The 24,530-nt window shown below is 71.3% G+C and carries 23 protein-coding genes; 13 read left to right on the plus strand and 10 right to left on the minus strand.

Translation table 11 applies throughout. The features are described from left to right. The first annotated feature begins 8 nt into the window (after positions 1–8). A complete protein-coding gene (locus IE267_RS07270) occupies positions 9–1,052 on the plus strand; it encodes a zinc-dependent alcohol dehydrogenase family protein (RefSeq protein ID WP_161251981.1) in 1,044 nt (347 codons plus the stop codon). 67 nt (positions 1,053–1,119) lie between these two features. Here the strand turns inward: IE267_RS07270 and IE267_RS07275 are convergent, their stop codons facing one another. Continuing rightward, positions 1,120–2,661, minus strand: a complete 1,542-nt coding sequence (locus IE267_RS07275) for a S8 family peptidase (RefSeq protein ID WP_167154197.1) — start codon at positions 2,659–2,661, stop codon at positions 1,120–1,122. Positions 2,662–3,164: 503 nt separating this feature from the next. Here IE267_RS07275 and IE267_RS07280 point away from each other — a divergent pair. The 3 genes from IE267_RS07280 (at position 3,165) to moaA (ending at position 6,344) form a co-directional block, all read left to right on the plus strand. Then, positions 3,165–3,530, plus strand: coding sequence for a DUF485 domain-containing protein (locus IE267_RS07280; RefSeq protein WP_189762463.1), 366 nt, complete (start codon positions 3,165–3,167; stop codon positions 3,528–3,530). After that, on the plus strand, positions 3,527–5,155 hold the full coding sequence (locus tag IE267_RS07285) for a monocarboxylic acid transporter (protein WP_167154201.1): 1,629 nt from the start codon (positions 3,527–3,529) through the stop codon (positions 5,153–5,155). The genes IE267_RS07280 and IE267_RS07285 overlap by 4 nt, the downstream gene beginning before the upstream one ends. Before the next feature lie 199 nt (positions 5,156–5,354). Then, on the plus strand, positions 5,355–6,344 hold the full coding sequence (moaA, locus tag IE267_RS07290) for a GTP 3',8-cyclase MoaA (RefSeq protein WP_189762464.1): 990 nt from the start codon (positions 5,355–5,357) through the stop codon (positions 6,342–6,344). Here moaA and IE267_RS07295 read toward each other — a convergent pair. Continuing rightward, the gene (locus tag IE267_RS07295) at positions 6,327–6,575 is read right to left on the minus strand and encodes a hypothetical protein (RefSeq protein WP_373304488.1); all 249 of its coding nucleotides are present in this window, start codon (positions 6,573–6,575) and stop codon (positions 6,327–6,329) included. The genes moaA and IE267_RS07295 overlap by 18 nt on opposite strands. 200 nt (positions 6,576–6,775) lie before the next feature. Beyond that, positions 6,776–7,150 (minus strand): DUF3099 domain-containing protein, encoded by a 375-nt coding sequence (locus IE267_RS07300; RefSeq protein WP_167156363.1) that lies wholly within the window; start codon positions 7,148–7,150, stop codon positions 6,776–6,778. A gap of 214 nt (positions 7,151–7,364) precedes the next feature. Between IE267_RS07300 and IE267_RS07305 the strand changes: the two genes are divergently transcribed. Next, positions 7,365–7,640, plus strand: a complete 276-nt coding sequence (locus IE267_RS07305) for a GlsB/YeaQ/YmgE family stress response membrane protein (protein WP_161244563.1) — start codon at positions 7,365–7,367, stop codon at positions 7,638–7,640. A 115-nt stretch (positions 7,641–7,755) separates the two neighbouring features. Here the strand turns inward: IE267_RS07305 and tyrS are convergent, their stop codons facing one another. The 3 genes from tyrS to IE267_RS07320 all read right to left on the minus strand — a co-directional run bounded on the left by tyrS (position 7,756) and on the right by IE267_RS07320 (position 12,164). Further along, the gene (gene tyrS, locus IE267_RS07310) at positions 7,756–9,024 is read right to left on the minus strand and encodes a tyrosine--tRNA ligase (protein WP_189762465.1); all 1,269 of its coding nucleotides are present in this window, start codon (positions 9,022–9,024) and stop codon (positions 7,756–7,758) included. A 44-nt stretch (positions 9,025–9,068) separates the two neighbouring features. Next, complete coding sequence (locus tag IE267_RS07315; protein ID WP_189762466.1) at positions 9,069–10,466, minus strand: metallopeptidase TldD-related protein; 1,398 nt, start codon at positions 10,464–10,466, stop codon at positions 9,069–9,071. A 186-nt stretch (positions 10,467–10,652) separates the two neighbouring features. After that, positions 10,653–12,164: a TldD/PmbA family protein gene (locus IE267_RS07320; RefSeq protein ID WP_167156365.1), complete on the minus strand. Its 1,512-nt coding sequence runs from the start codon at positions 12,162–12,164 to the stop codon at positions 10,653–10,655. Positions 12,165–12,375: 211 nt separating this feature from the next. Here IE267_RS07320 and fabG point away from each other — a divergent pair, with 211 nt between their 5' ends. The 3 genes from fabG (at position 12,376) to IE267_RS07335 (ending at position 14,439) form a co-directional block, all read left to right on the plus strand. Then, positions 12,376–13,095 carry a 3-oxoacyl-[acyl-carrier-protein] reductase gene (gene fabG, locus IE267_RS07325; RefSeq protein ID WP_167154211.1) on the plus strand — a complete coding sequence of 240 codons (720 nt, stop codon included), beginning with the start codon at positions 12,376–12,378 and terminating at the stop codon, positions 13,093–13,095. 5 nt (positions 13,096–13,100) lie between these two features. After that, entirely contained in the window at positions 13,101–13,868 is a 768-nt protein-coding gene (gene fabI, locus IE267_RS07330) for an enoyl-ACP reductase FabI (protein WP_161245975.1), read from the plus strand. Positions 13,869–14,118: 250 nt separating this feature from the next. Further along, entirely contained in the window at positions 14,119–14,439 is a 321-nt protein-coding gene (locus IE267_RS07335) for a hypothetical protein (RefSeq protein WP_167156366.1), read from the plus strand. Between the two features lie 18 nt (positions 14,440–14,457). On the opposite strand, the gene IE267_RS07340 is transcribed toward IE267_RS07335, so the two are convergent. Beyond that, positions 14,458–15,141: a FadR/GntR family transcriptional regulator gene (locus tag IE267_RS07340; RefSeq protein WP_189762467.1), complete on the minus strand. Its 684-nt coding sequence runs from the start codon at positions 15,139–15,141 to the stop codon at positions 14,458–14,460. A gap of 90 nt (positions 15,142–15,231) precedes the next feature. Between IE267_RS07340 and IE267_RS07345 the strand changes: the two genes are divergently transcribed. The 4 genes from IE267_RS07345 to IE267_RS07355 all read left to right on the plus strand — a co-directional run bounded on the left by IE267_RS07345 (position 15,232) and on the right by IE267_RS07355 (position 17,794). Next, a complete protein-coding gene (locus tag IE267_RS07345) occupies positions 15,232–16,524 on the plus strand; it encodes a CynX/NimT family MFS transporter (protein ID WP_167154216.1) in 1,293 nt (430 codons plus the stop codon). A gap of 30 nt (positions 16,525–16,554) precedes the next feature. Next, a complete protein-coding gene (locus tag IE267_RS40095; protein ID WP_261711291.1) occupies positions 16,555–16,671 on the plus strand; it encodes an SGM_5486 family transporter-associated protein in 117 nt (38 codons plus the stop codon). A gap of 303 nt (positions 16,672–16,974) precedes the next feature. Next, on the plus strand, positions 16,975–17,181 hold the full coding sequence (locus tag IE267_RS07350) for a hypothetical protein (protein ID WP_167154217.1): 207 nt from the start codon (positions 16,975–16,977) through the stop codon (positions 17,179–17,181). 94 nt (positions 17,182–17,275) lie between these two features. Then, entirely contained in the window at positions 17,276–17,794 is a 519-nt protein-coding gene (locus tag IE267_RS07355) for a SixA phosphatase family protein (protein ID WP_167154219.1), read from the plus strand. A gap of 91 nt (positions 17,795–17,885) precedes the next feature. Here the strand turns inward: IE267_RS07355 and serB are convergent, their stop codons facing one another. After that, the gene (gene serB, locus IE267_RS07360) at positions 17,886–19,127 is read right to left on the minus strand and encodes a phosphoserine phosphatase SerB (protein ID WP_161245964.1); all 1,242 of its coding nucleotides are present in this window, start codon (positions 19,125–19,127) and stop codon (positions 17,886–17,888) included. A 93-nt stretch (positions 19,128–19,220) separates the two neighbouring features. After that, positions 19,221–20,903 (minus strand): streptophobe family protein, encoded by a 1,683-nt coding sequence (locus IE267_RS07365; protein ID WP_189762468.1) that lies wholly within the window; start codon positions 20,901–20,903, stop codon positions 19,221–19,223. Between the two features lie 347 nt (positions 20,904–21,250). On the opposite strand from IE267_RS07365, the gene IE267_RS07370 reads away from it, so the two are divergent. Further along, the gene (locus IE267_RS07370) at positions 21,251–23,758 is read left to right on the plus strand and encodes an ABC transporter ATP-binding protein/permease (protein ID WP_189762469.1); all 2,508 of its coding nucleotides are present in this window, start codon (positions 21,251–21,253) and stop codon (positions 23,756–23,758) included. Between the two features lie 92 nt (positions 23,759–23,850). On the opposite strand, the gene IE267_RS07375 is transcribed toward IE267_RS07370, so the two are convergent. Then, entirely contained in the window at positions 23,851–24,528 is a 678-nt protein-coding gene (locus IE267_RS07375) for a transglycosylase SLT domain-containing protein (protein WP_167154225.1), read from the minus strand. Positions 24,529–24,530: the final 2 nt, after the last annotated feature.

The raw sequence follows: 24,530 nt of genomic DNA on the forward strand, positions 1-24,530 counted from the left end.
CCTGCAGTATGCGCGCGACCGTCATCCACGCCCCCCACGACATCCGGGTGGAGGAGGTGCCGGACCCCAGCATCCAGGTGTCCACCGACGCGGTCGTCAGGGTCCTGCGGGCCTGCATCTGCGGCAGCGACCTGTGGGCCTACCGCGGCGAGTCCGCGCGACAGCCCGGGCAGCGCATCGGCCACGAGTTCCTCGGCATCGTCGAGGAGGCGGGCTCAGAGGTGCGCGGCCTGCGCAAGGGCGACCTCGTCGTCGCGCCCTTCGTCTGGTCCGACGGCACCTGCGACTTCTGCTCCGAGGGCCTCACCACCTCCTGCCCGCAGGGCGGCTTCTGGGGCTCGGTCGGCTCCGACGGCGGCCAGGGCGAAGCCGTCCGCGTGCCGTTCGCCGACGGCACCCTCGTCAAGCTGCCCGCCGAGGCAGCCTCCGACGACCGTCTGCTCACCGCGCTGCTCGCGCTGTCCGACGTCATGGGCACCGGCCACCACGCGGCCATCGGCGCCGGCGTCCGGCGCGGCTCGACCGTCGCCGTCGTCGGTGACGGCGCCGTCGGCCTGTGCGGGGTGCTCGCCGCCAAGCGGCTCGGCGCGGAGCGCATCATCGCGCTCGGCCGCCACCAGGTCCGCACCGACATCGCGAAGCTCTTCGGCGCCACCGACGTCGTCGCCGAGCGCGGCGAGGCCGCCGTGGCCGCGGTGCGCGAGCTGACCCGCGGCCAGGGCGCGCACGCCGTCATCGAGGCCGTCGGCACCGAGCAGTCCATGCGCACCGCCGTGGACATCACCCGCGACGGCGGCGCCATCGGCTACGTCGGCGTCCCGCACGGCAGCGGCACCGGGCTCGACCTCGGCGTCATGTTCGACCGCAACATCGCGCTGCGCGGCGGTGTCGCCCCCGTCCGCACCTACATCCCCGAGCTGCTCGCCGACGTCCTCGACGGCACCATCGACCCGTCCCCGGTCTTCGACCGCACGGTCGGCATCGAGGGCGTGCCCGACGGCTACCGGGCGATGGACGAGCGCACCGCCCTGAAGGTCCTCGTCAAGCCGTAGCGGGACGCCGCACACCGAAGGGGCCGTCCGCACAGCGGGCGGCCCCTTCGGCTCGTCGACTACCCTGCTACTTCACGGCGTTGAGGGCGTTGGTGATGCCCGCCCCGTAGAAGCCGTTGTAGAACTTCCCGCCCTGGCAGACCGCGTCCGCCTTCCCGTCGCCGTCGATGTCGTACGGCGTCGTGCACGGCGTCCGGTCCGCCTGCAGCGCGAGCAGCGCCTTGATCTGGAACGCCGACGCGTGCGGGTGCGTCGACTTCAACAGGGCTGCCACACCCACCACATGGGGCGTCGCCATCGACGTGCCGGCCATGTAGGCCCACGTTCCGCCGGGTACCGGGCCGAGGATGAGACCGCTGGTGGCCGGGGCCTGCGGCGGCTGGTACGCGGTCGAGTCGCCGCCGGGAGCCGCGATGTCGATGACGCCGAACCCGTAGTTGGAGAACGACGACTTGATGCCCTTGGCGCCGGTCGACGCGACCGTCACCACACCCGGCAGCTGGGTCGGGATGTCCAGGCACTCACGCGGGTCGATCACCCGGCTGCCCGGGGTGGTGTCGTTGGGAGAGGCGGGGTCGGTGATCGAGTCGGCCGCGAAGTCGTAGTTCTCGTTGCCGGCCGCCGCCACGTTCACCGTGCCCTTGGACTCCGCGTACTTCGAGGCCCGGGTGATCGCCTCGACCAGCGCCTTCTGGTCGGGGTCGTTCTTGCAGTTGAAGTACCACGGGTCGGTGTAATAGCTGTTGTTCGTCACGTCGATGTGGTGCTCGGCCGCCCACACGAAGCCGCAGACCACGGCCTCGGTGTAGAAGAAGCTGCCGCCCTGTGTGGACACCTTGATGGCCGCGACCTTCACCCCGGGCGCCACCCCCGTGATGCCCACGCCGTTCTTGGCGCCCGCGATCTCGCCCGCGACATGGGTGCCGTGCGGGGAGCCGCCGGTGGTGAACGGCCGCCAGGCGCCGTCCGTGGTGTCCGGCTTGCCGGTGATGCAGCTGACCGACTTGGCCCGGTCGAAGTTGGGCGCGATGTCGGGGTGGGTGTCGTCGACGCCCGTGTCGATCACGCCGACCGTGACCTTGGAGCTGCCCAGCGTCTTCTCGTGCGCCTTGTCCGCCTTGATCGCCTTCAGGTCCCACTGGAGCGGCTCCAGGGGGTCCTCGCCCGGCGCGGCCTTCGCGGAGGCGGCCTTGAGGTCCTCGGCCGTGAGGTGCTTCGGGCTGCCCACGTCGGTGGTGGACTGCGCGGGCAGCGGGGCGGTGCGGGTGGCGCCCGCCGAGTCGACGCCCCGGACCTTGCGGATCGTCTTGGCGAAGTCCGCGTTCGCGGAGTGCACGACGAGCACGCCTATCCGGTCGTAGGCCTGGAGCACCGAGCCGCCCGCCTGGGCCACGGCTCTCTGGACCCGGGCCGAATTCCCCTGCCCGGGGCGGACGTTGACGATGTAGCTCAGCTCGGGACCGGCGGTCGCGGCCGCCTTCGGGGCGACGGACCCGGCGCCGTCCGAGGCGGCCGACGCGGTGCCGGGGAGCAGCGCGAGCGCGACGGCGGTGGCCAGGCCCGCCGAGGCCGCGACGGCGCGGCGCGTACGGGAGATGTGCAACGGCATGGGGTCTCCATGGGGTTGGCGGAACTCTCGGTACGTAGCGGAAAAGGAGCGTATGGAGGAGCGGAAGCCGAAGTCGACGCGGAGGAGCGGGACGACGGCGCGCTGAGGAACACCGGCTCTTGAGACCGCCCGCCGGGCGCCGGGGCCGGACGGGCGCGTTGAGCAGTGAAGCTATCGCCGATCATCCCGGCGGATCAACGCCTTCCGCCGAGTTCGCGGAGAAAGTCGCACAGTCGCGCCCCGGGGGAGCACGGAACGAGCCATGCGCCCGCGCAGGATGCGCCAAGGAGAAAACGGCCGGACTGAACCGAGACGGCCCGCGCCCCGTGCCGTTGTCAGGGGGACCGCATCCCCTCCCCAGCGGAGACCCCGTGTCCGACCTGTCCGCGCCCGCCGCATCCACGTCCCCACCGCCGCCCGCACCGCCGTCCGCATCCGCAGCACCCCCCGCACCGCTCGCCGCACCACCCTCCCCATCCGCTTCCACATCGCGAGGAGATTCCGTGGCCACCGACGCGCCGCCGCCCGAAGCCGGGGCGGCCCCCGGCCCAGTCCAGCCCAGCACCGAGGCATTCGTCGCGGAGCAGCAGAGCGCGGAATTCGGTGAACTCCGCCGCGCCCACCGCTCGTTCGCCTTCCCGCTGACCGTCGCCTTCATCGCCTGGTACCTGCTGTACGTGCTGCTGTCCAGCTACGCGGGCGTCTTCATGGGCACCAAGGTCATCGGCAACATCAACGTGGCCTTCGTCTTCGGCCTCGCCCAGTTCCTGACCACCTTCCTCATCGCCTGGCTCTACTCGCGGCACGCCGCGGCGAAGCTCGACCCCAAGGCCGAGGCCATCAAGTCCCGTATGGAGGCCGACGCATGAGCCCCGCCCTCGTCCCGCTCGCCGCCGTCTCGACCACCGAACACCGGCCACTGATCATCACCCTGTTCGCGGTGTTCGTCGCCGCGACCCTCGCCATCACCGTCTGGGCCGGCCGGCAGACCAAGAACGCCTCCGACTTCTACGCGGGCGGCCGCCAGTTCACCGCCTTCCAGAACGGCCTCGCCGTCTCCGGCGACTACATGTCCGCCGCGTCCTTCCTCGGCATCGCCGGCGCCATCGCCCTGTTCGGCTACGACGGCTTCCTCTACTCGATCGGCTTCCTGGTCGCCTGGCTGGTGGCGCTCCTGCTGGTCGCCGAGCCGCTGCGCAACTCCGGCCGCTACACGATGGGCGACGTGCTCGCCTACCGGATGCGGCAGCGCCCCGTGCGCACCGCGGCCGGTGCCTCCACGATCGTCGTGTCGATCTTCTACCTGCTCGCGCAGATGGCCGGCGCCGGTGTCCTCGTCTCGCTGCTGCTCGGCATCACCACCGACGCCGGCAAGATCCTCATCGTCGCCCTGGTCGGCGTCCTGATGATCGTGTACGTCACCATCGGCGGCATGAAGGGCACCACCTGGGTGCAGATGGTCAAGGCCGTGCTGCTCATCGCGGGCGCGCTCCTCATGACCTTCCTGGTGCTGCTCAAGTTCCACTTCAACGTCTCCGACCTGCTCGGCAGCGCCGCGGAGAAGAGCGGCAAGGGCGCGGCGTTCCTGGAGCCGGGCCTCAAGTACGGCGTGAGCGGCACGTCCAAGCTGGACTTCATCTCGCTGGGCATCGCCCTGGTGCTCGGCACCGCGGGCCTGCCGCACATCCTGATCCGTTTCTACACGGTGCCCACCGCCAAGGCCGCCCGGAAGTCGGTGAACTGGGCGATCGGCATCATCGGCGCCTTCTACCTGATGACGATCGCGCTCGGCTTCGGCGCCGCGGCCCTGGTCGGGCCCGCGGCCATCAAGGCGCAGAACCCGGCGGGCAACACCGCGGCCCCGCAGCTCGCCGAGTACCTCGGCGGCGGCGTCGGCACCACCGGCGGCGCGACCCTGCTCGCGGTGATCTCGGCGGTCGCCTTCGCGACCATCCTCGCCGTGGTCGCCGGCCTCACCCTCGCCTCGTCCTCCTCCTTCGCGCACGACATCTACGCCAACGTCATCCGCAAGGGGAAGGCGACCGAGAAGGAGGAGATGCGGGCCGCGCGGTGGGCCACCGTCTTCATCGGCGCGGTCGCGATCCTGCTCGGCGCCTTCGCCCGCGACATGAACGTGGCGGGCCTGGTCGCGCTCGCCTTCGCGGTGGCCGCCTCCGCGAACCTGCCGACCATCCTCTACAGCCTGTTCTGGAAGCGCTTCACCACCCAGGGCGCCCTCTGGTCGATCTACGGCGGCCTGTTCAGCTCGGTGTTCCTGGTGCTGTTCTCGCCCGTCGTCTCCGGCAACCCGAAGACGTCCATGTTCAAGGGGGTCGACTTCCACTGGTTCCCGCTGGAGAACCCGGGCCTCATCTCGATCCCGCTGGGCTTCCTGCTCGGCTGGATCGGATCGCTGCTCTCCAAGGAGGAGCCCGACCGGGGCAAGTACGCCGAGCTGGAGGTGAAGTCCCTGACGGGCATCGGCGCCCACTGAGGGCCGCCCGCGACGTACGTCCGCACGGCGGGCGGCCGAGGCCGTGTCGTAGGACCCTACGACACGGCCTCGCCGCACCTCGTGACAATCGGCCCCTCCCGTTGTCGTAGGTCTCGCGTAGGCTCGGCTGTATACACATTCGGCAGACGTTCGACCGAACTCCGGCCGGACGTCGACGGACAGGGGAGGGGGCCCACAAGTGCTCATCGACACCTACGGCCGGGTGGCCACCGACCTTCGCGTCTCGCTCACCGACCGGTGCAATCTGCGGTGCACGTACTGCATGCCGGAAGAGGGCCTGCAGTGGCTGGCCAAGCCCGATCTGCTGACCGACGACGAGATCGTCCGTCTCATCCGCATCGCCGTCACCGACCTCGGCATCACCGAGGTCCGCTTCACCGGCGGCGAGCCGCTGCTGCGCCCCGGCCTGGTCGGGATCGTCGAGCGCTGCGCCGCCCTGGAGCCGCGCCCCCGGATGTCGATCACCACCAACGGCATCGGCCTCAAGCGCACCGCCGCGGCCCTGAAGGCGGCGGGCCTCGACCGGGTCAACGTCTCACTCGACACCCTGCGGCCCGAGGTCTTCAAGACGCTGACCAGGCGCGATCGTCACAAGGACGTCATCGAGGGCATGGCGGCCGCCCGCGAGGCGGGCCTGACCCCGGTCAAGGTCAACACCGTCCTGATGCCGGGCCTCAACGGCGACGAGGCCCCCGACCTGCTGGCCTGGGCCGTCGAGCACGACTACGAGCTCCGCTTCATCGAGCAGATGCCGCTGGATGCCCAGCACGGCTGGAAGCGCGACGGCATGATCACCGCCGGTGACATCCTCGCCTCGCTGCGTACGCGCTTCACGCTGACCCCCGAGGGCGACGACGAGCGGGGCTCGGCGCCCGCCGAGCGCTGGGTGGTCGACGGCGGCCCGCACACCGTGGGCGTCATCGCCTCGGTGACCCGCCCGTTCTGCGGCTCCTGCGACCGGACCCGGCTCACCGCCGACGGCCAGGTGCGCACCTGCCTGTTCGCCCGCGAGGAGTCCGACCTGCGCGCGGCCCTGCGCTCGGACGCCGGTGACGAGGAGATCGCCCGCCTGTGGAAGCTGGCGATGTGGGGCAAGAAGGCCGGTTCCGGTCTCGACGACCCCTCGTTCCTGCAGCCCGACCGCCCGATGTCAGCGATCGGCGGCTGAGCCGGCCGACTCCCACTCGGCGAGCGTCACCACATCCTTCAAGAAGCCCCGTACGCCCAGGAATTGGGACAGGTGCTCGCGGTGCTCTCCGCACGCGAGCCACGTCTTGCGGCGCTCCGGGGTGTGGATCTTCGGGTTGTTCCACGCGAGCACCCACACGGCGTCGGCGCGGCAGCCCTTGGCGGAACAGATGGGGGTCTCGGCGCTGGTCTCGTCACTCACAGAGACAATTGTGCGGCATGCGGCCCGGTACGAAGCCCCGTACAAATGGCGACGCCGAGCAGCCACGGGGGGAGCTGCCCGGCGTCGGTCCGTCGCTCCGACGGGGGATGCGGAGCGCTTACGAAGTATGTCATGGGGGACCCGGTGTGGTGCACCGGAACTTCATGATTGATCTGAGGTTTTATTGAGCTTCGCCGACCGGTGCCCGATCAGCCGCGTTCGCGTGAACGCCACTCCGGGTCACCGTCCGCGGCTTCCGTCGGGGATTCCGCGGGGCCGCCCACGGGGGCCGCGCCGAGGGCGGGCCGGACAGGGGCGGGGATGAAGGTGGAGGGCAGTGAAGTCACGTTCTCCCGGCCCGCGTTGGCGAACACGACCGCCACATAGGGCAACAGCGCGCCCAGCACCAGAGTCACGATGGCGACAGGACGCTCAACGTTCCACAGCACTGCGGTCAGCACCACCGAAACGGTGCGGACCGACATCGAGATCACATAGCGGCGCTGCCTGCCCCTGACGTCCTCGTCGAGCGACCGGCGGGCTCCGGTGATCCGGAAGACCTGGCCGCTGCTCTGCTTCCGCATCACGTTCCACCACCCGAGTTCCACGGCGGGCTCTCCCCGGCCCGGACTGCTATCACCGTACGCCGCGGGTCCGCCGGGTTCGAGACCGGGGCGGCTCCAACCTGCGCGGATGCCCCCGTACCCGCCACGTATGGACGTATCCGACATGCGCCGTACCGAGGACGGGCCGACACTGGCTGAACCTGCTCACGTCGAGCCGTACAAGGAGGCAGCCATGGGCTGGTTGTGGGCCATCATCGTGGGATTCGTGCTCGGTCTCATCGCCAAGGCGATCATTCCCGGCAAGCAGCACAGTCCGCTCTGGCTGACCACCATCTTCGGCATCATCGGCGGCGTGGTCGGCAACTCGATCGCCCGGGCGATCGGGATCGCAGAGACCAAGGGCATCGACTGGGGCCGGCACGGGCTGCAGATCGCGGCCGCCGTCGTCATCGTCTTCCTGGGCGACATGCTCTACATGGCGGTGCGGGGCAACAAGCAGAGAGCCTGACGGCACGGCATCAAGAGAGCCTGACGGCACGGCACAAGGGGGCGGCTCCGCGAAGGAGCCGCCCCCTTGTGCGCCGTTCACCGGTCGGGCGTCGACGCCTGTGCGCCGGTACCGGTCAGGCGCCGACGAGCTCGACGGCCGCCAGGTTCTTCTTGCCCCGGCGCAGCACCAGCCAGCGTCCGTGCAGGAGGTCCTCCGCCGTGGCCACCGCGTCCTCGGCCGTCACCTTCACGTTGTTCACGTAGGCGCCGCCCTCCTTCACGGTGCGGCGGGCCGCCGACTTGCTGGCGACCAGGCCCACCTCGGCGAACAGGTCGGTGACCGGGCCGAGCGCGGCCACCTTGGCGTTCGGCAGCTCGGACAGGGCGGAGGTCAGCGTCGCCTCGTCGAGCTCCGCGAGCTCGCCCTGGCCGAACAGCGCCCTGGACGCGGCGACGACCGCCGCGCACTGGTCGGCGCCGTGCACCAGCGTGGTCAGCTCCTCGGCGAGCGCCCGCTGTGCGGCGCGCGCCTGCGGGCGCTCCTCGGTGAGCTTTTCCAGCTCCTCGATCTCCTCGCGGGACTTGAAGCTGAAGATCCGCAGGAACTTCGAGACGTCCCGGTCGTCCGCGTTCAGCCAGAACTGGTAGAACGCGTACGGCGTGGTCCGCTCGGGGTCGAGCCAGACCGTGCCGGACTCCGTCTTGCCGAACTTGGTGCCGTCCGCCTTGGTGATCAGCGGCGTGGCAAGGGCGTGCACCTCGGCGTCGGGCTCGACCCGGTGGATCAGGTCGGTGCCCGCCGTGAGGTTGCCCCACTGGTCGCTGCCGCCGGTCTGCAGCGTGCAGCCGTACCGGCGGTTCAGCTCCAGGAAGTCCATGCCCTGCAGGATCTGGTAGCTGAACTCGGTGTAGCTGATGCCCGCGTCGGAGTTGAGCCGGCGCGAGACGGCCTCCTTCGCGATCATCTTGTTGACCCGGAAGTACTTGCCGACGTCCCGCAGGAAGTCGATGGCCGACAGGCCCGACGTCCAGTCGAGGTTGTTGACCATGGTCGCGGCGTGCGGGCCCTCGAAGTCGAGGAACCGCTCGATCTGGCCGCGCAGCCGCTCGACCCACCCCGCGACGACCTCCGGCGCGTTCAGCGTGCGCTCCGAGTTGGGCTTCGGGTCGCCGATCAGGCCGGTGGCTCCGCCGACCAGGCCCAGCGGCCGGTTCCCCGCGAGCTGGATCCGGCGCATGGTGAGGATCTGCACCAGGTTGCCCAGGTGCAGGCTGGGCGCGGTCGGGTCGAAGCCGCAATAGAACGTGACGGGACCGTCCGCGAACGCCTTGCGCAATGCGTCCTCGTCAGTGGAGAGGGCGATCAGCCCACGCCACTGCAGTTCGTCGACGATGTCCGTCACGGGTCTCTTGTCTCCTTCAGACGTGCTTACTGACAGCACCGAGGTTATACGCCCTGGCTGACCGAACTCATGTTGAAGTCGGGGATGCGCAGCGCGGGCATCGCGGTCCGGGTGAAGTAGTCGTTCCACTCCCGGGGCAGGGTCTTCCCGGTACGGCCCGCCTCGGTGGCCCGCGACAGGAGGTCGACCGGCGACTCGTTGAACCGGAAGTTGTTCACCTCGCCGACCACCTCGCCGTTCTCGACGAGGTACACCCCGTCCCGGGTCAGACCGGTCAGGAGCAGGGTCGCCGGGTCCACCTCGCGGATGTACCACAGGCACGTGAGGAGCAGTCCGCGCTCGGTGGCGGCGACCATTTCGTCCAGGGTGCGCTCGCCGCCGCCGTCCAGGATCAGGTTGCCGGCGGACGGGGCGAGCGGCAGGCCGGTCAGGGCGGCGCTGTGCCGGGTGGTGACCAGGTTCTCCAGGCGGCCCGCGCGGATCCAGTCGGTCGCGGTCAGCGGGAGCCCGTTGTCGAACACCGACTCCGTGTCGCCCGAGGAGTGCGCCACCTGGAACGGCGCGTACTCAAGGCCCGGCTCGTTCGGGTCGCTGCGCAACGTGAGCGGGAGCGGGGAGAGGGTGTCGCCGACGCGGGTACCGCCGCCCTGCTTCGAGAAGACGGTCCGGCCCTCGGCGGCGTCCCGGGCCGCCGCCGACCAGATCTGGTAGATCAGCAGATCGGCCACGGCGGTCGGCGGCAGCAGCGTCTCGTAGCGTCCGGCCGGCAGTTCGACGCGGCGCTCGGCCCAGCCGAGCCGGCGGGCGAGCTCCTCGTCGAGGGCGGCCGGGTCGACGTCCTTGAAGTCCGCCGTCGCCCGCCCCGCCCAGGCCGAGCGGGCCCGGTCCGGGGACTTGGCGTTGAGCTCCAGCGTGCCGTTGGGCTGGTCGTGCCGCAGCCGCAGGCCCGTGGAGGTGCCGAGGTAGGTGGAGCTCAGTTCGTGGTTGGCGAAGCCGTACAGCTCGCGGCCGCCGGCCCGGGCCCGTGCGAAGGCCTCGCCCAGGGCGGGCGCGAAGTCGGTGAACACGGCGGAGGTCGTCTCCGCGGGGGCGTCGGTGAAGTCGGCCGACGCCGGGACGCCGGTGACCAGCGGCTGGGCGTCCTCGGCGGGCCCGGCGCCGCGCGCGGCCGCCTCGGCGGCGCGCACCAGGGGCTCCAGGTCGTCGGCGGTGACGGCCGAGCGCGACACGACACCGGAGGCGGTGCCCTCGGCGCCGTCCACCGTCGCGATCACGGTCAGGGTCCGCCCCCGGGTGACGCCGTTGGTGGTCAGTGCGTTCCCGGCCCAGCGCAGGTTCGCCGAGGAGTGCTCGTCGGCGATGACGACACAGCCGTCGGCGGTGGAAAGCTCCAGGGCCCGCTCGACGATCTCGTGCGGCTTGACGGTCGTACGGGAGCTCATCGACCCGCCTCCTGCGTGGTGTTGAGACTGTGCTGACCCGGGGGACGCCCCCCGGACCCCCGGCCGGGGGCGCTGTGCTGGGACCCGTGCATCATCGACCCGCCTCCTGCGTGGTGTTGAGACTGTGCTGACCCGGGGGACGCCCCCCGGACCCCCGGCCGGGGCCGCTGTGCTGGGACCCGTGCATCATCGACCCGCCTCCTGCGTGGTGTTGAGGATGTTGACGCCGCGGAACAGGGCGGAGGGGCAGCCGTGGGAGACCGCGGCGATCTGGCCCGGCTGGGCCTTGCCGCAGTTGAAGGCGCCGCCCAGGACGTAGGTCTGGGGGCCGCCGACCTTTTCCATCGAGCCCCAGAAGTCGGTGGTGGTCGCCTGGTAGGCGACGTCGCGGAGCTGGCCCGCGAGGCGCCCGTTCTCGATGCGGAAGAAGCGCTGGCCGGTGAACTGGAAGTTGTAGCGCTGCATGTCGATCGACCACGAACGGTCGCCGACCACGTAGATGCCGCGCTCGACCCCGCCGATCAGATCCTCCGTGGAGAGCCCGCCCGGGTCCGGCTGCAGCGAGACGTTCGCCATCCGCTGGACCGGCACGTGCCCGGGGGAGTCGGCGAAGGCGCAGCCGTTGGAACGCCCGAGACCGGTCAACTTCGCGATGCGGCGGTCGAGTTGGTAGCCGACCAGGGTGCCGTCCTTCACCAGGTCCCAGGACTGCGCCGCCACGCCCTCGTCGTCGTAGCCGATGGTGGCGAGCCCGTGCTCGGCGGTCCGGTCGCCGGTCACGTTCATCACCCCCGAGCCGTACGCCAGCTTGCCCAGCTGGTCGAACGTGGCGAACGAGGTGCCCGCGTACGCCGCCTCGTAGCCGAGCGCGCGGTCCAGCTCGGTGGCGTGGCCGATCGACTCGTGGATGGTCAGCCACAGGTTGGACGGGTCCACCACGAGGTCGTAGCGGCCGCCCTCGACGCCGGGCGCCCGCATCTTCTCGGCCAGAAGCGACGGGATCTCCTCCAGCTCCGCGTCCCAGTCCCAGCCGGTGCCGGTCAGGTACTCCCAGCCGCGCCCGGCCGGCGGCGCGATGGTGCGCATCGAGTCGAACTCGCCGGTCGTGCGGTCCACCGCGATCGCCGTGACCTGCGGGTGCAGCCGCACCCGCTGCTGGGTGGTCACGGTGCCCGCGGTGTCCGCATAGAACTTGTTCTCGTGCACCGTGAGCAGGGACGCGTCCACGTGCTCGACCCCGGCCGCGCCGAGCAGCCGCGCGCTCCAGTCGGCGAGCAGGGCGCTCTTGTCCCCGTCCGGCACGCTGAAGGGATCGATCTCGTACGCGGAGATCCAGGTCTTCTCGGAGTGCACCGGCTCGTCCGCGAGCTCGACCCTCTCGTTCGACCCCGCGGCCGCGATGACCTTCGCGGACAGCTTGGCCATGGCCACCGCCCGGGAGGCGACCTTGGCCGCCGCGTCCATCGAGAGGTCGACCCCGGAGGCGAACCCCCAGGCGCCGCCGTGCACCACCCGCACCGCATAGCCGAGGTCGGTGGTGTCCGAGGAACCGGCGGGCCGCGCGTCCCGCAGCCGCCAGGCGGCGCTGCGCACCCGCTCGAAGCGGAAGTCGGCATGATCGGCACCGAGCGCGCGGGCCCGCGCGAGCGCCGCGTCGGCGAGTGCCCGCAGCGGCAGCGCCGTGAAGGCTTCGTCGATGGAATGGGTCCCTGATGGCACAGCTGTCTCCCCTGTCGTACGAGACCGGTCGCCCCGATCATGTCGCGTCGGCGGGCCTCGTGACTACGCCCTTTCTGTAGGGACCCGACAGCGCTCGTTCCGCGCCACTGTCACGGCCCGATTCCTCGTAAGTCGGGCGGTACCGATAGTTTGCGGGGAGTACGAATCCGCCTATCGAAAGGGTGATCCGTTGAGCCGCTCGGTTCTCATCACCGGAGGTAACCGGGGCATCGGCCTCGCCATCGCCCGCGCTTTTGCCGACAGCGGCGACAAGGTCGCGATCACGTACCGCACCGGAGAGCCGCCGGCCGCCCTGACCGAACTGGGTGTCCTGGCCGTCAAGTGCGACATCACGGACACCGAGCAGGTGGAGCAGGCCTACAAGGAGATCGAGGACAAGCACGGTCCCGTCGAGGTCCTGGTCGCCAACGCCGGCGTCACCAAGGACCAGCTCCTGATGCGCATGTCCGAGGACGACTTCACCTCCGTCCTCGACACGAACCTCACCGGCACCTTCCGCGTCGTCAAGCGCGCCAACCGTGCGATGCTGCGCGCCAAGAAGGGCCGCGTGGTGCTGATCTCCTCCGTCGTGGGGCTGCTCGGCTCGGCGGGACAGGCCAACTACGCCGCCTCCAAGGCCGGCCTCGTGGGCTTCGCCCGGTCGCTCGCGCGTGAGCTCGGGTCCCGGAACATCACTTTCAACGTCGTGGCACCCGGTTTCGTCGACACCGACATGACCAAGGTGCTCACCGAGGAGCAGCGCTCGGGCATCGTGTCCCAGGTGCCGCTGGGCCGCTACGCGCAGCCCGAGGAGATCGCCGCCGCGGTGAAGTTCCTCGCCTCGGACGACGCCTCGTACATCACTGGAGCCGTCATCCCGGTTGACGGCGGATTGGGCATGGGTCACTGATCACCATGAGCGGAATTCTCGAGGGCAAGCGCATCCTGATCACCGGTGTGCTGATGGAGTCCTCCATCGCCTTCCACGCCGCGAAGCTGGCTCAGGAGCAGGGCGCCGAGGTCATTCTGACCGCCTTCCCGCGGCCGACCCTGACCGAGCGCATCGCCAAGAAGCTCCCCAAGCCCGCCAAGGTGCTTGAGCTCGACGTGACCAACCAGGAGCACCTGGACCGGATCGCGGGCCTGGTCAAGGCGGAGCTCGGTGGCCTCGACGGCATCGTGCACTCCATCGGCTTCGCCCCGCAGGACGCGCTCGGCGGCAACTTCCTGAACACGCCGTTCGAGTCGGTCGCCACCGCCATGCACGTCTCGGCGTTCTCGCTGAAGTCGCTCACCATGTCGCTGCGCGAGCTGCTCGCCCCGGGCAGCGCGGTCGTCGGCCTCACCTTCGACGCGCAGTTCGCCTGGCCGCAGTACGACTGGATGGGCCCGGCCAAGGCCGCCCTGGAGGCCACCTCCCGGTACATGGCCCGGGACCTGGGCAAGGACGACATCCGCTGCAACCTGATCTCGGCGGGACCGATCGGCTCCATGGCCGCCAAGTCCATTCCCGGCTTCGCCGAGCTCGCGGACGTGTGGAACCACCGCTCCCCGATGGAGTGGAACATGGCCGACCCCGAGCCGGCCGGCAAGGGCGTCGTCGCGCTCCTCTCGGACTGGTTCCCGAAGACCACGGGCGAGATCATCCACGTCGACGGCGGTCTGCACGCCGTGGGTGCCTGACCCCGCACGGCTCGTTCGCGGCCGCCCACCGGAGCCTTCCGGTGGGCGGCCGCCGTGCGTGCGCCGCGACTTCACCGCAGACTGATCGCAACGGACATGTCGGGCGATCGGCCGGGGAGGAGGTGGGGGTGTGGGTGCCTCGCGTGCACGTCCCCCGGACGAGGGGGGCCCGCGCCGGGTCCGGCGCCCTCTGCTCGTGCACCCGCTGCGGGTCGGGCAGCGGCGGGCGTTGGCCCTGTTGTTCGTCCTGATGGTGGCGGCGGCCGGGTTCGCGGCGCCCTCCGTGGTACGGGCCGCGACCGCCCCCGACGCACCGCCCGCGGCCCCGAGGCCCGAGCCGTTCGGCGCCGCGTGCCACACCTCCGTACAGGGCTCGCATGTGACCGCGTACTGCCACAACCCCTATCCGGCCACCGACCGGGTGCGGCTGCACACCGACTGCGCGAACTGGTGGGACCTGGACGCGGACGCGGCCGCGGTGGAGGTGGGCCCCGGGCAGACCGTGCGCCTCACCGACCGGTGCTGGAAGGACGTGCGCACCGTGTGGGTGACCCACCAGAAGGCGTCCTGAGGACCGACGGGCCCGCGGTCAGCGGGTTTCGAGGCGGTCCGGCAGGCAGATGAAGGCATGGGCCGCGGCCTCGGACGCGGCCGTCTCCGCGTCCCCGGCACGGATCGCGTCGACCATCCGGGCGTGGTCCATGTGGCGCTCCGGCGTCATGTCGAGCGACACGTCGTCCCGCAGCCAGTCGCGCAGGAGATGCCCGAGGTCCGCGTACAGCTCGGTCAGGACGTCGTTGTGCGAGGCCGCCACGACCGCGAGGTGCAGCGTCGCGTCCGCCGCCACGAACGCCTCCCGGTCGCCCGAGGCCCAGGCCTCCTCGCGCCGCTCCAGGAGCGTGTCCAACTGCTTGAGCTCGCGCTCGGTACGCCGTTCGGCGGCCAGCCTGGCCGCCGAGGACTCCAGGGTGGAGCGCAGCTCGGCCACATGGCGCGGGTCCGCGTCGGCGAAGCGGCGGTGCATCACCCCGGCCAGCTCGCTCGTCGCCACGACATAGGTGCCCGAGCCCTGGCGGATGTCGAGCAGCCCGTTGTGCGCGAGCGCGCGGACCGCCTCGCGGACCGTGTTGCGCGCCACCCCGAGCTGCTCGACCAGCTCCGGCTCGGTGGGGATGCGTGAACCCACCGGCCACTCGCCCGAGGTGATCTGGTTGCGCAACTGCGCGATCACCTGGTCGGCGAGGGCGGATCGCCGGGGAGAGCTGAGCGTCATGGTGCTCCAGTCCGAGAGGGGGTGGGATACCGGAAAATCTAGCGGGCATCGATTGGACAACCAATCATCCCATGATTCTATGATGGCACCATGCCCGACGAAGAGACCACCACGCTGAGCCCCGCGCCCACCGTTCCCGCCGAGTCCCTCCAGGCCCCCGCACCCGCCGGTGCGGACCGGGCGCCGGCGTGGACGCGCTGGCTCGTACCGCTCGCGCTGGTGCTCGCCGCGGTCAACCTGCGCCCCGCGATCACCAGCCTCGGCTCGCTGATGAAGGAGGTCACCGGCGGGCTGCACATGAGCGGCGGCATCGCGGGTGTCCTCACCTCGGTCCCCGCGTTCTGCTTCGCCGTCTTCGGCATCATGGCGCCGCGCCTGGCCCGCCGGTTCGGCCCCGGCGCCGTCGTCTTCGCCGGCATGGCCGCCATCACCGCGGGCCTGCTCCTGCGCTCCTTCGCGGGCGGCACCGTCACCTTCCTCGCGGCCAGCGCGCTCGCCCTGATGGGCATAGCCCTGAGCAACGTCCTGATGCCGGTCATCGTCAAGCGGTACTTCCCGGACCGGGTCGGCTCGATGACCGGCCTCTACTCGATGGCGCTCGCCGCGGGCACCTCGCTCGCCGCGGTCACCACCGTGCCCCTCACCGACGCGCTCGGCGGCAGCTGGCGCCAGGGCCTCGGCATCTGGGCGCTGCTCGCCGTCGTCGCCGTGGCGGTCTGGATTCCGCTGACGCGCGACCGCTCCGCGAGCGCGGGCCCGGCCATCGGCGCCACGGACGAGGCCGCCCCGGCGCTGCGCATCACCCGCAGCGGCACCGCCTGGGCGCTCGCCTGCTTCTTCGGACTCCAGGCCACCGGCGCCTACATCACCATGGGCTGGATGCCGACGATCTTCCGCGACGCGGGCGTCTCGGCCGGCACCGCGGGGCTGCTCCTGTCCATCACCATGGTCATGGGCGTGCCGCTCGGCTTCGTCATCCCGTGGCTCGTCAACCGGCTGCGCAGCCAGGGCCCGATCGTGGTCGCGCTCGGCGCCTGCGGTCTGGGCGGCTACGCCGGGCTCTACCTGGCGCCCGCCTCCGGCGCCTGGGCCTGGGCGCTGCTGCTCGGCGTCTCCAACTGCGCTTTCCCGCTCGCCCTGACGATGATCAGCAAGCGGTCCCGGAGCCACGCGGGCGTGGTGCGCCTGTCGGCCTTCGCCCAGTGCGTCGGCTACCTGCTCTCCATCCCGGGCCCCCTCCTGGTCGGCGTCCTGCACGACCGCACCGGCGGCTGGGACCTGCCCATCGCCCTGATGGCGGGCCTCATGGTCCCGCAGATCGTCGTGGGCATCCTCGCCGGGCGCGACCGTACGATCGAGGACGAGGCCGGGGCCCGGCGATAGCGGGCGAAACCGGGATGCGACACTGGCCGCATGCCAGTGCTCGAACCCAATCCGCAGAACAGCCACAAGAAGCTCCTGCTCGTGCTCGGCGCGATGCTCGCCGTCACGGTCGTGGTCGCCGTCATCGCGACGCTCGCCTCCCCCTGACCGAAGCCCGGCCGAAGCCCGGCCGGAGCCCGGCCGGAGCCCGGCCGGAGCCCGGCCGGAGCCCGGCCGAAGCCTGATCGAGGCCCGGTCGGAGCCCGGCCGGAGTCCGTCCGGGCCCCGAACGAGGCCCCGGCGAGGCCGTGGTGGTGCTAGCCCCACCATCCCCTAGGGGGTCAGGGTCAGGGTCAAGTGGGTGGGTCACCGGATGGGACGACACCCGCCGCATCCGTAGGTTTTGAGGTACCGCGACGGACACCCCGTCCGCCCGCGGAACCCGAACCCAGCACCACCACGGAGGCGGTCATGTCGGCCCACACCCACCCCAGGTCCCCCCAACAGGGCGCCGGTGGCGTCGACTTCAAGCTGCCGTGGTGGGGCGTCGTACTGCCCGCCATCGCGTTCTTCGCGCTGCTCGCCCTCGTCATCGGTTCGGGTGACGCCCACGCCGTCTCCGGCGACGGCACCGTCGCCCACCTCGTCGACCGCATCCAGCACAGCCTCTCGCGCTGATCCGCACCCGCCTCAGCGGCCCCGCGCGTCACCCCCCTGGCGGAGCGCCCAACACCCTGCGCCCGCTGGCGCGATTCATGCGAAGCTGGGGAACATGAGCGTCGATACACCCCACAGGATCGTCCTTCTCCGGCACGCGAAAGCCGACTGGCCCGAGGTGTCCGACCACGACCGGCCGCTCGCCGAACGGGGCAGGGCGGACGCCCCCGCCGCGGGCCGCCGGCTGGCCGAGTCCGGCATCGCCTTCGACCTCGCCCTGTGCTCCAGCGCCGTAAGGACGCGCGAGACCTGGAAGCTCGCCGTCCACGAACTGCCGCAGCGCCCCCGGACGGTGTACGAGGAGCGGATGTACGAAGCCTCCCTCGGCGAGCTGATCGCGCTGGTCAACGAGACGCCCGAAGACGTCGCCGACCTGCTGCTCATCGGCCACAACCCCGGGATGCACGCAATGGCCGACGCGCTCGCGGGCGGCGCCGAGGGCGATGCGCTCTCGCGGATGAACCGCAGCGGCTTCCCGACCTCCTCCATCGCCGTGCTCTCCTTCAACGGCTCCTGGAAGTCCGTGGAACACGGCGTGGCCACGCTCGTCGACTTCTGGGCCCCGCACGCCTGAGCCCACGACCGCACCCCGTACGTGACGAAGGCCCCGGCGCACACAGCGCGCCGGGGCCTTGTCCGTCTGCGGCCGGGTATCCGTACGGAGGTCAGTCGACGAGGGCGTCGGCCGCCTCGACCTCTTCCCTGGTGATGCCGAGCAGATAGAGCACGGTGTCGAGGAAGGGCACGTTCACCGCGGTGTGTGCGGCCTCGCGCACCACCGGCTTGGCGTTGAAGGCGACGCCGAGTCCCGCCGCGTTCAGCATGTCGAGGTCGTTGGCGCCGTCGCCGATCGCCACCGTCTGGGCCAGCGGCACCCCCGCCTCGGCGGCGAACCTGCGCAGCAGCCGCGCCTTGCCCGCCCGGTCGACGATCTCGCCCGTGACCCGGCCGGTGAAGGTGCCGTCCTCGATCTCCAGGGTGTTGGCGGCGGCGAAGTCGAGCCCGAGCCGTTCCTTGAGATCGTCGGTGACCTGGGTGAACCCGCCCGAGACGACGCCCACTTGATAGCCGAGCGCCTTGAGCGTGCGGATCAGGGTGCGGGCGCCCGGGGTGAGCCGGACCTCGGCCCGCACCTTGTCCACGACCGAGGCGTCCAGGCCCCGCAGCAGCGCCACCCGGGCGTGCAGGGACTGCTCGAAGTCGAGCTCGCCGCGCATCGCGCGGGCGGTGACCTCGGCGACCTCGTCCTCGCAGCCGGCGTGCGCGGCGAAGAGCTCGATCACCTCGTCCTGGATCAGCGTGGAGTCGACGTCCATCACCACGAGCCGCTGGGCCCGCCGGTGCAGCCCCGCCGAGACGACGGCCACGTCCACACCGAGGGCGGCGGCCTCGGTCGCGAGCGCGGTGCGCAGGGGTGCCGTCTCGACGCCGGACACCGCGAACTCCACTGCGGTGACCGGGTACTTGGCGAGCCGGAAGATACGGTCGATGTTGCCGCCGGTGCCGGCGATGCGGGCCGCTATGGCCGCCGTGGACTCCGCGGTCAGCGGGTGCCCGAGCACGGTGACGTGCGAACGGCCGCTGCCGCGCGGCCTGTTGTCACCGGTGCCGGAGATGATCTCGGCCTCCAGGCGGAGCGACTCGGCCCAGCTGTGCACGGTGGCGCGCAGCTCGCCCTGGGAGGCGACGGTCGGCTCGGTGACCAGCGCGCACAGCACGAGCCGGCCACGGGAGACGACCTGCTCGATGTCGACGACGTCGACGGCGTAGGCGGCGAGGGTGTCGAAGAGCCCGGCGGTGATGCCGGGGCGGTCCTTGCCGAAGATCTTGACGAGGAGGGTCGGTACGTCAGAGCTCTGACCGGCGTCGGAGCCCTGGCCGGCGGGAGGCAGGGGCGATGGCGTCATGGTGATCCCACCGTATCGGCACGCGGTGCCTCGCCCGCACGGCGTCCCGCCCTGCGGACAGGCCCCCCTCGTACGGCCCCCGGACCGCGCGGTTCAGCCGCGGCGCCCGGGCGTCCCGGGCGTCCCGGGCGGCGGAGGCGGCCCCTCCCCCTCGGGCCGGGGCCGGGGCCGGGCGCGCGACCGGGGCCCGGGGCCCGGAAGGGTGGGGGAGCCGTGCAGGCCCGGGGGCAGCTTCATATACGGGTTGGTGTCGGGGTTCGGCGGACGGTGGGACGGCCCCGGGCGGTACGGCCCGGGCTCCCGCTCGTCGGGCGGTGCGGGTACGCCTCCCGGTGCCGGGCGGTACGGCCCGGGCCCCCGTTCGCCCGGCGCGGCCGGTACTCCCGGTGCCCGCGCGGCGGCCCCGGCCCGGCTCAGCCTCGCGAGGACGGCCGTCCCGCGCCCCGCGGCCCCCGACATCCGGGCGAGCAGCGCGCCCAGGGCGCCCGCCGCGGCCCCCCATCCGGCGCCGAGCGGCAGGGCGAGCCCCGCGTTGCCGTGCAGCTCCAGACCCGCCCCGAACGCGTCGAACCCCAGCACCGAAAGGGACGCGTTCGCGGACACCCCGGTGAGCCGCACGAGCAGGGGGAGCGCCACCGCGGTGGCCGCGGCCAGCGACAGCGCGCACCGCCCCACGAAGGCGCCCCCCGGGCGTCCGCCCACCGGCGTCCGGACCGCGCCGAGCACCCCCGCGCACAGCATCAGGCAGGCCGCCGCGACCGCCAACAGCCATACCCGTTGGTCGAGTTGGGCGAGCCGCCCCAGGGTCAGGGGCCGGTCGGAGTCCGTGGCGAGCAGCCGGCCGACCGGATCGGGGAGCACCGAGGCGAGCGCGCCGCCGGCGTGCCCGCTCCACGGCACGAACAGGCCGAGCGGGATCGCCGTCCACACCCCGTCGGGCGCGCCGAGCAGGGCCGCGCCCCCGATCCGCGCCGGATGCGCGTCACCGACCGCCGCGTACGCCGCCGCCGCGAGCCCCGCCGCCACCGCCACCAGGACCACCGTCACCACGGCCGACACCGCGGGCCGTACCACCCGGTGCAGTGCCGACCAGGCGCGCGGCAGCGGGGTGCGGCGCGAGGCGAGGAGGGCGATCACCAGGACCACGGCCGCCCAGCACGCCGCGCCCACCAGCGAGCGTCCCGCATCCACGCCGAAGCCGACCCGGGCCTTCGCGCCCGTGAGGTCGGCGAGCCGGCCCGGCAGCAGCCCGCCGATGCCCCCGAGGCCGGGGATGCCCGGCACCGCGGGCACCTCGGCGCCGCCCGGACCCAGCCCGGTGCCGTCGAGCGTGACGAGGTCGTGCCCGGCCCAGGCGAGGACGGCGACGACGGCGACGAAGAGGACCACCACCGCGGCCGCGCGGGCCGCCAGTTCGGCGCCGGGGACCGTGGCGCCGGCCGCCCTCAGCGAACGAAGGAAGAAGAAGGAGAGCAGCAGCGCGCCCGCGAGGCCGACGCCCAGTGGCGCGAAATCGACGCTCGTCCTCGCCTCGGCCCCGCTCAGACCGAAGGCCGAGACGTCACCGGACGGGGTGACCGAGCCGCCCGCCCCGAGCACCACCACGGCCGCCGTCATCGGCCCGAGCGCACCCACCGCGTCCGCCCCGAGCAGATGCAGCCCGAGGGCTGCCGTGCCCGCCATCGCGACGAGGGCCCAGCTCACCGCGGCGATCGAGGCGAGTACGACGTCGCCCCAGCGGATCACGCCCCGGCCCGCATTGCCGCCCACGCTCATCAGGAACCCCCGATACGAGCCGACTTGCCCCATTCACTACGGAGAGCGCGTTTTCACCCACCGCCGGGCCCTTTATGTGCGGACATCATGATCCGTACGCACTCATGGGTTCTTACTACTCTCGGGGGGTGTTTGGCCCACGTCAACGGGCGTACTTCCAGGGCCTGTTGCCGGACCGGGACCGTACTGTGCACGGTCTGTGCCGGTAATTCACAAGGCCCGGGTTTCGGATACGAGCCCGGGCCTGAAATAGTTCCCCACGATGTTCACCATCCCTAGACTCCCTGTGTCGGGAGTCACAGGCCTCCGGTGCGGAGGTCTTTCGGGGGACGATAAGTGGGGCTGGAGTGCCGGAACTCGTACTGGAATTGAATGGCAGCACCTGGACGCTCGATCCGTCCAGGTCGTACACCCTCGGACGTGATCCGCAAGGTGACCTCGTGGTCGACGACGCCAGAGTCTCGTGGCGGCACGCCACGGTCAGCTGGAACGGCCGGAGTTGGGTCGTCGAGGACCACGGATCGACCAACGGCACCTATGTGCAGGGCCAGCGGATCCACCAGATGGACATCGGCCCCGGCTCCTCGGTCCACCTCGGCAACGCGACCGACGGCCCGCGGCTGAATCTGACCGGCGCCGCCGCGGCCGCCTACGCACAGCCCGCGGCCCAGCAGGCGCAGGCCGCGCCCGTCCACCCCCAACCCCAGCAGGCCCCGCCCCAGCAGGGCGGCTGGGCACAGCAGCCCCAGCAGGCGCAGGTCCCGCAGCAGTGGCAGCAGCCGCAGCCCCAGCAGCCGCAGTTCCCTCAGCAGGGCGGGCCCGCGGGGACCGCGCCGGCCTACGGCGACCGCAGCCCGACCACGTTCCACCAGGTCGCGCTCGGCCGCGTCATGCGGATCGGCCGTGCGCTGGAGAACGAGCTGGTCGTCTCCGACCTCCAGGTCTCGCGCCACCACGCCGAGTTCCACGCGACGCCCGACGGCCGGATGGAGATCCGCGACCTCGGGTCCCACAACGGCACCTACGTCAACGGCCAGCCGATCGCCAAGGGCGGCAGCGTCCTGCTCGGCCCGCAGGACATCGTCGGCGTCGGCCACTCCACCTTCCGCATCGTCGGCGACCGGCTCGAAGAGTTCGTCGACACCGGTGACGTCTCCTTCTCCGCCCGCCATCTGACCGTCACGGTCGACGGCGGCAAGGACATCCTCAAGGACGTCTCCTTCGGCGTCCCCGAGAAGTCCCTCATCGCGGTCATCGGCCCCTCGGGCTCCGGAAAGTCGACCCTGCTCAAGGCGCTCACCGGCTACCGGCCCGCCAACAAGGGCGATGTCCTCTACGACAACCGCAACCTCTACAAGCAGTTCGCCGAGCTGCGCCAGCGCATCGGTCTGGTCCCGCAGGACGACATCCTGCACAAGGAGCTGACCGTCAAGAAGGCGCTGAAGTACGCGGCCAAGCTGCGCTTCCCCGCCGACACCACCGAGAGCGAGCGCCAGCAGCGCATCGACGAGGTGCTGCGCGAGCTCAAGCTGGACATCCACAAGGAGAAGAAGGTCACCTCCCTCTCCGGTGGCCAGCGCAAGCGCGTCTCGGTGGCTCTCGAGCTCCTGACCAAGCCGTCGCTGATCTTCCTCGACGAGCCCACCTCCGGTCTCGACCCGGGCATGGACCGCGACGTCATGCAGCTCCTGCGCGGCCTCGCCGACGACGGCCGCACCGTTCTGGTCGTCACCCACTCGGTGGCCGAGCTCGCGATCTGCGACAAGCTGCTCGTGATGGCGCCGGGCGGCTCGGTCGCCTACTTCGGGCCGCCCGAGGAGGCGCTGAACTTCTTCGGCTACGGCACCTGGGCCGATGTCTTCTCCGCCTTCGAGAGCTACCGCGACTACGACTGGGCGGGCCGCTGGAAGGGCTCGCAGCACTACCAGATGTACGCCGCGGACATCGACGCCGTCGCCCCGCAGTCGGTGCAGATGCCGCCGGCCCAGGCGATGAAGCCGCCCAAGCCCCAGGGCTGGGTCTCCCAGCTGTGGACGCTGATGCGCCGGTACGTCTCCGTCATCGCCTCCGACAAGGGCTTCCTCGCCCTGTCGGTCGCCCTGCCGGCGGTGATCGGCTCGGTCAGCGTCGTCATCCCGGCGAAGTTCGGCCTCGCGCCGCCCACGCCGCCGTCCCGTTTCAACGGCGACGCCGGAACAATCATGCTGATCCTCGCGGTCGGCATGTGCTTCTCGGGCGCGGCCAACTCCGTACGAGAACTGATCAAGGAACGGGTCATCTACGAACGGGAACGGGCCACCGGCCTGTCCCGCTCGGCGTACCTGATGTCCAAGATCCTGGTGCTCGGCGTCATCACGGCCTTCCAGGGCGTGATCCTCTGCGTGATCGGTTTCTCGACCCGCAAGCTGCCCGCCGAGGGCCTGGTGATGCCGCCGGCGGTCGAGATGTGCCTGGTCGTGATCGCGCTCGGCTTCACCTCGATGATGTTCGGCCTGATCATCTCCTCGCTGGTGAAGACCTCCGAGAAGACGATGCCGCTCCTGGTCATGTTCGCCATCGTCCAGGTCGTCTTCACCGGCATCCTGTTCAAGGTCTACGACTCCGTCGGCCTGGAGCAGTTCGCCTGGCTGATGCCGTCGCGCTGGGCCATCGCGGGCGCCGGCACGACCCTCGACCTCTCCCACCTGATGGGGCCGATGGACCAGAGCGACCCGACCAACCTCGACCCGCTGTGGAAGCACGACGCCACGCAGTGGTTCATCGACATCTCGGTGCTGCTGTTCATCGGTGTCGTCCTCGGCTTCTTCGTCGCGCGCCTGCTGCGCCGCCACGAGCCCGAGGTCATGCGCAAGTGACCCGTGCCTGAGAGAGGCCCGGCAACGCGAAGAAGGGCGGCACCCCGCACGGGGTGCCGCCCTTCTTCGCTCACGGGCCCTGTCGAAAGGGATCAGTAGGCGCTGTTGACGTTGTCCATCGAGCCGTACTTGTCGGCCGCGTAGTTGGCGGCGGCGGTGATGTTGGCGACCGGGTCGTAGATGTTCCACGAGGTGCCGGGCACGTGGTAGGCGTTGAACGTGGGCTGGATGACCTGGAGCAGACCCTTGGACGGGATGCCGTTGATGGCGTTGATGTCCCAGCCGTTGATGGCCATCGGGTTGCCGGTCGACTCGCGCATGATGTTGCGGTGCAGACCGTCGTAGCTGCCCGGGATGCCCTTGCTCTTCATGATGTCGAGGGACTGGCGGATCCAGCCGTCGAGGTTGTTGGCGTAGACCGGCTTGCGGGCGGCGGAGCGGCTCGCGGCGGCGGCCTCGTCCCGCTTCTTCGCCTCGGCCTCGGCCTTCGCCTTGGCGGCAGCGGCGGCCTTGGCCTTCGCGGCGACCTGGGCCTGCTTGTCCGCGGTCACCTGCTGCTTGGAGACGTTCTGCGAGACCGTCTTGGTGCTGGCGACGGTCGCCGAGAAGGCGGCGGGCTCGGCGGCTATGGTCGCGGCGTTGCCCGACTGACCCGTCCCGGGGAAGACCGAGAGGGCGAGAGCGGCGGCGCCGAGGGCGGCGACACCGGCAATCGAGATCTTGTGCGTCTGGGGCAGACGACTGTGACCAGGGTTGCTGGACTCGGGCATGG

Origin of the sequence: Streptomyces xanthochromogenes (assembly GCF_014650455.1) — a bacterium.
Lineage (GTDB): Bacteria > Actinomycetota > Actinomycetes > Streptomycetales > Streptomycetaceae > Streptomyces > Streptomyces xanthochromogenes.

Excerpts from the sequence above, each read along its gene's own strand:
- IE267_RS07270 (WP_161251981.1), top strand. The coding sequence starts at position 9 with ATGCGCGCGACCGTCATCCACGCCCCCCACGACATCCGGGTGGAGGAG.
- IE267_RS07275 (WP_167154197.1), bottom strand. The coding sequence starts at position 2,661 with ATGCCGTTGCACATCTCCCGTACGCGCCGCGCCGTCGCGGCCTCGGCG.
- IE267_RS07285 (WP_167154201.1), top strand. The coding sequence starts at position 3,527 with ATGAGCCCCGCCCTCGTCCCGCTCGCCGCCGTCTCGACCACCGAACAC.
- IE267_RS07300 (WP_167156363.1), bottom strand. The coding sequence starts at position 7,150 with ATGCGGAAGCAGAGCAGCGGCCAGGTCTTCCGGATCACCGGAGCCCGC.
- IE267_RS07305 (WP_161244563.1), top strand. The coding sequence starts at position 7,365 with ATGGGCTGGTTGTGGGCCATCATCGTGGGATTCGTGCTCGGTCTCATC.
- IE267_RS07315 (WP_189762466.1), bottom strand. The coding sequence starts at position 10,466 with ATGAGCTCCCGTACGACCGTCAAGCCGCACGAGATCGTCGAGCGGGCC.
- fabI (WP_161245975.1), top strand. The coding sequence starts at position 13,101 with ATGAGCGGAATTCTCGAGGGCAAGCGCATCCTGATCACCGGTGTGCTG.
- IE267_RS07335 (WP_167156366.1), top strand. The coding sequence starts at position 14,119 with ATGGTGGCGGCGGCCGGGTTCGCGGCGCCCTCCGTGGTACGGGCCGCG.
- IE267_RS07340 (WP_189762467.1), bottom strand. The coding sequence starts at position 15,141 with ATGACGCTCAGCTCTCCCCGGCGATCCGCCCTCGCCGACCAGGTGATC.
- IE267_RS07345 (WP_167154216.1), top strand. The coding sequence starts at position 15,232 with ATGCCCGACGAAGAGACCACCACGCTGAGCCCCGCGCCCACCGTTCCC.
- IE267_RS40095 (WP_261711291.1), top strand. The coding sequence starts at position 16,555 with ATGCCAGTGCTCGAACCCAATCCGCAGAACAGCCACAAGAAGCTCCTG.
- IE267_RS07350 (WP_167154217.1), top strand. The coding sequence starts at position 16,975 with ATGTCGGCCCACACCCACCCCAGGTCCCCCCAACAGGGCGCCGGTGGC.
- IE267_RS07355 (WP_167154219.1), top strand. The coding sequence starts at position 17,276 with ATGAGCGTCGATACACCCCACAGGATCGTCCTTCTCCGGCACGCGAAA.
- serB (WP_161245964.1), bottom strand. The coding sequence starts at position 19,127 with ATGACGCCATCGCCCCTGCCTCCCGCCGGCCAGGGCTCCGACGCCGGT.
- IE267_RS07365 (WP_189762468.1), bottom strand. The coding sequence starts at position 20,903 with ATGAGCGTGGGCGGCAATGCGGGCCGGGGCGTGATCCGCTGGGGCGAC.
- IE267_RS07375 (WP_167154225.1), bottom strand. The coding sequence starts at position 24,528 with ATGCCCGAGTCCAGCAACCCTGGTCACAGTCGTCTGCCCCAGACGCAC.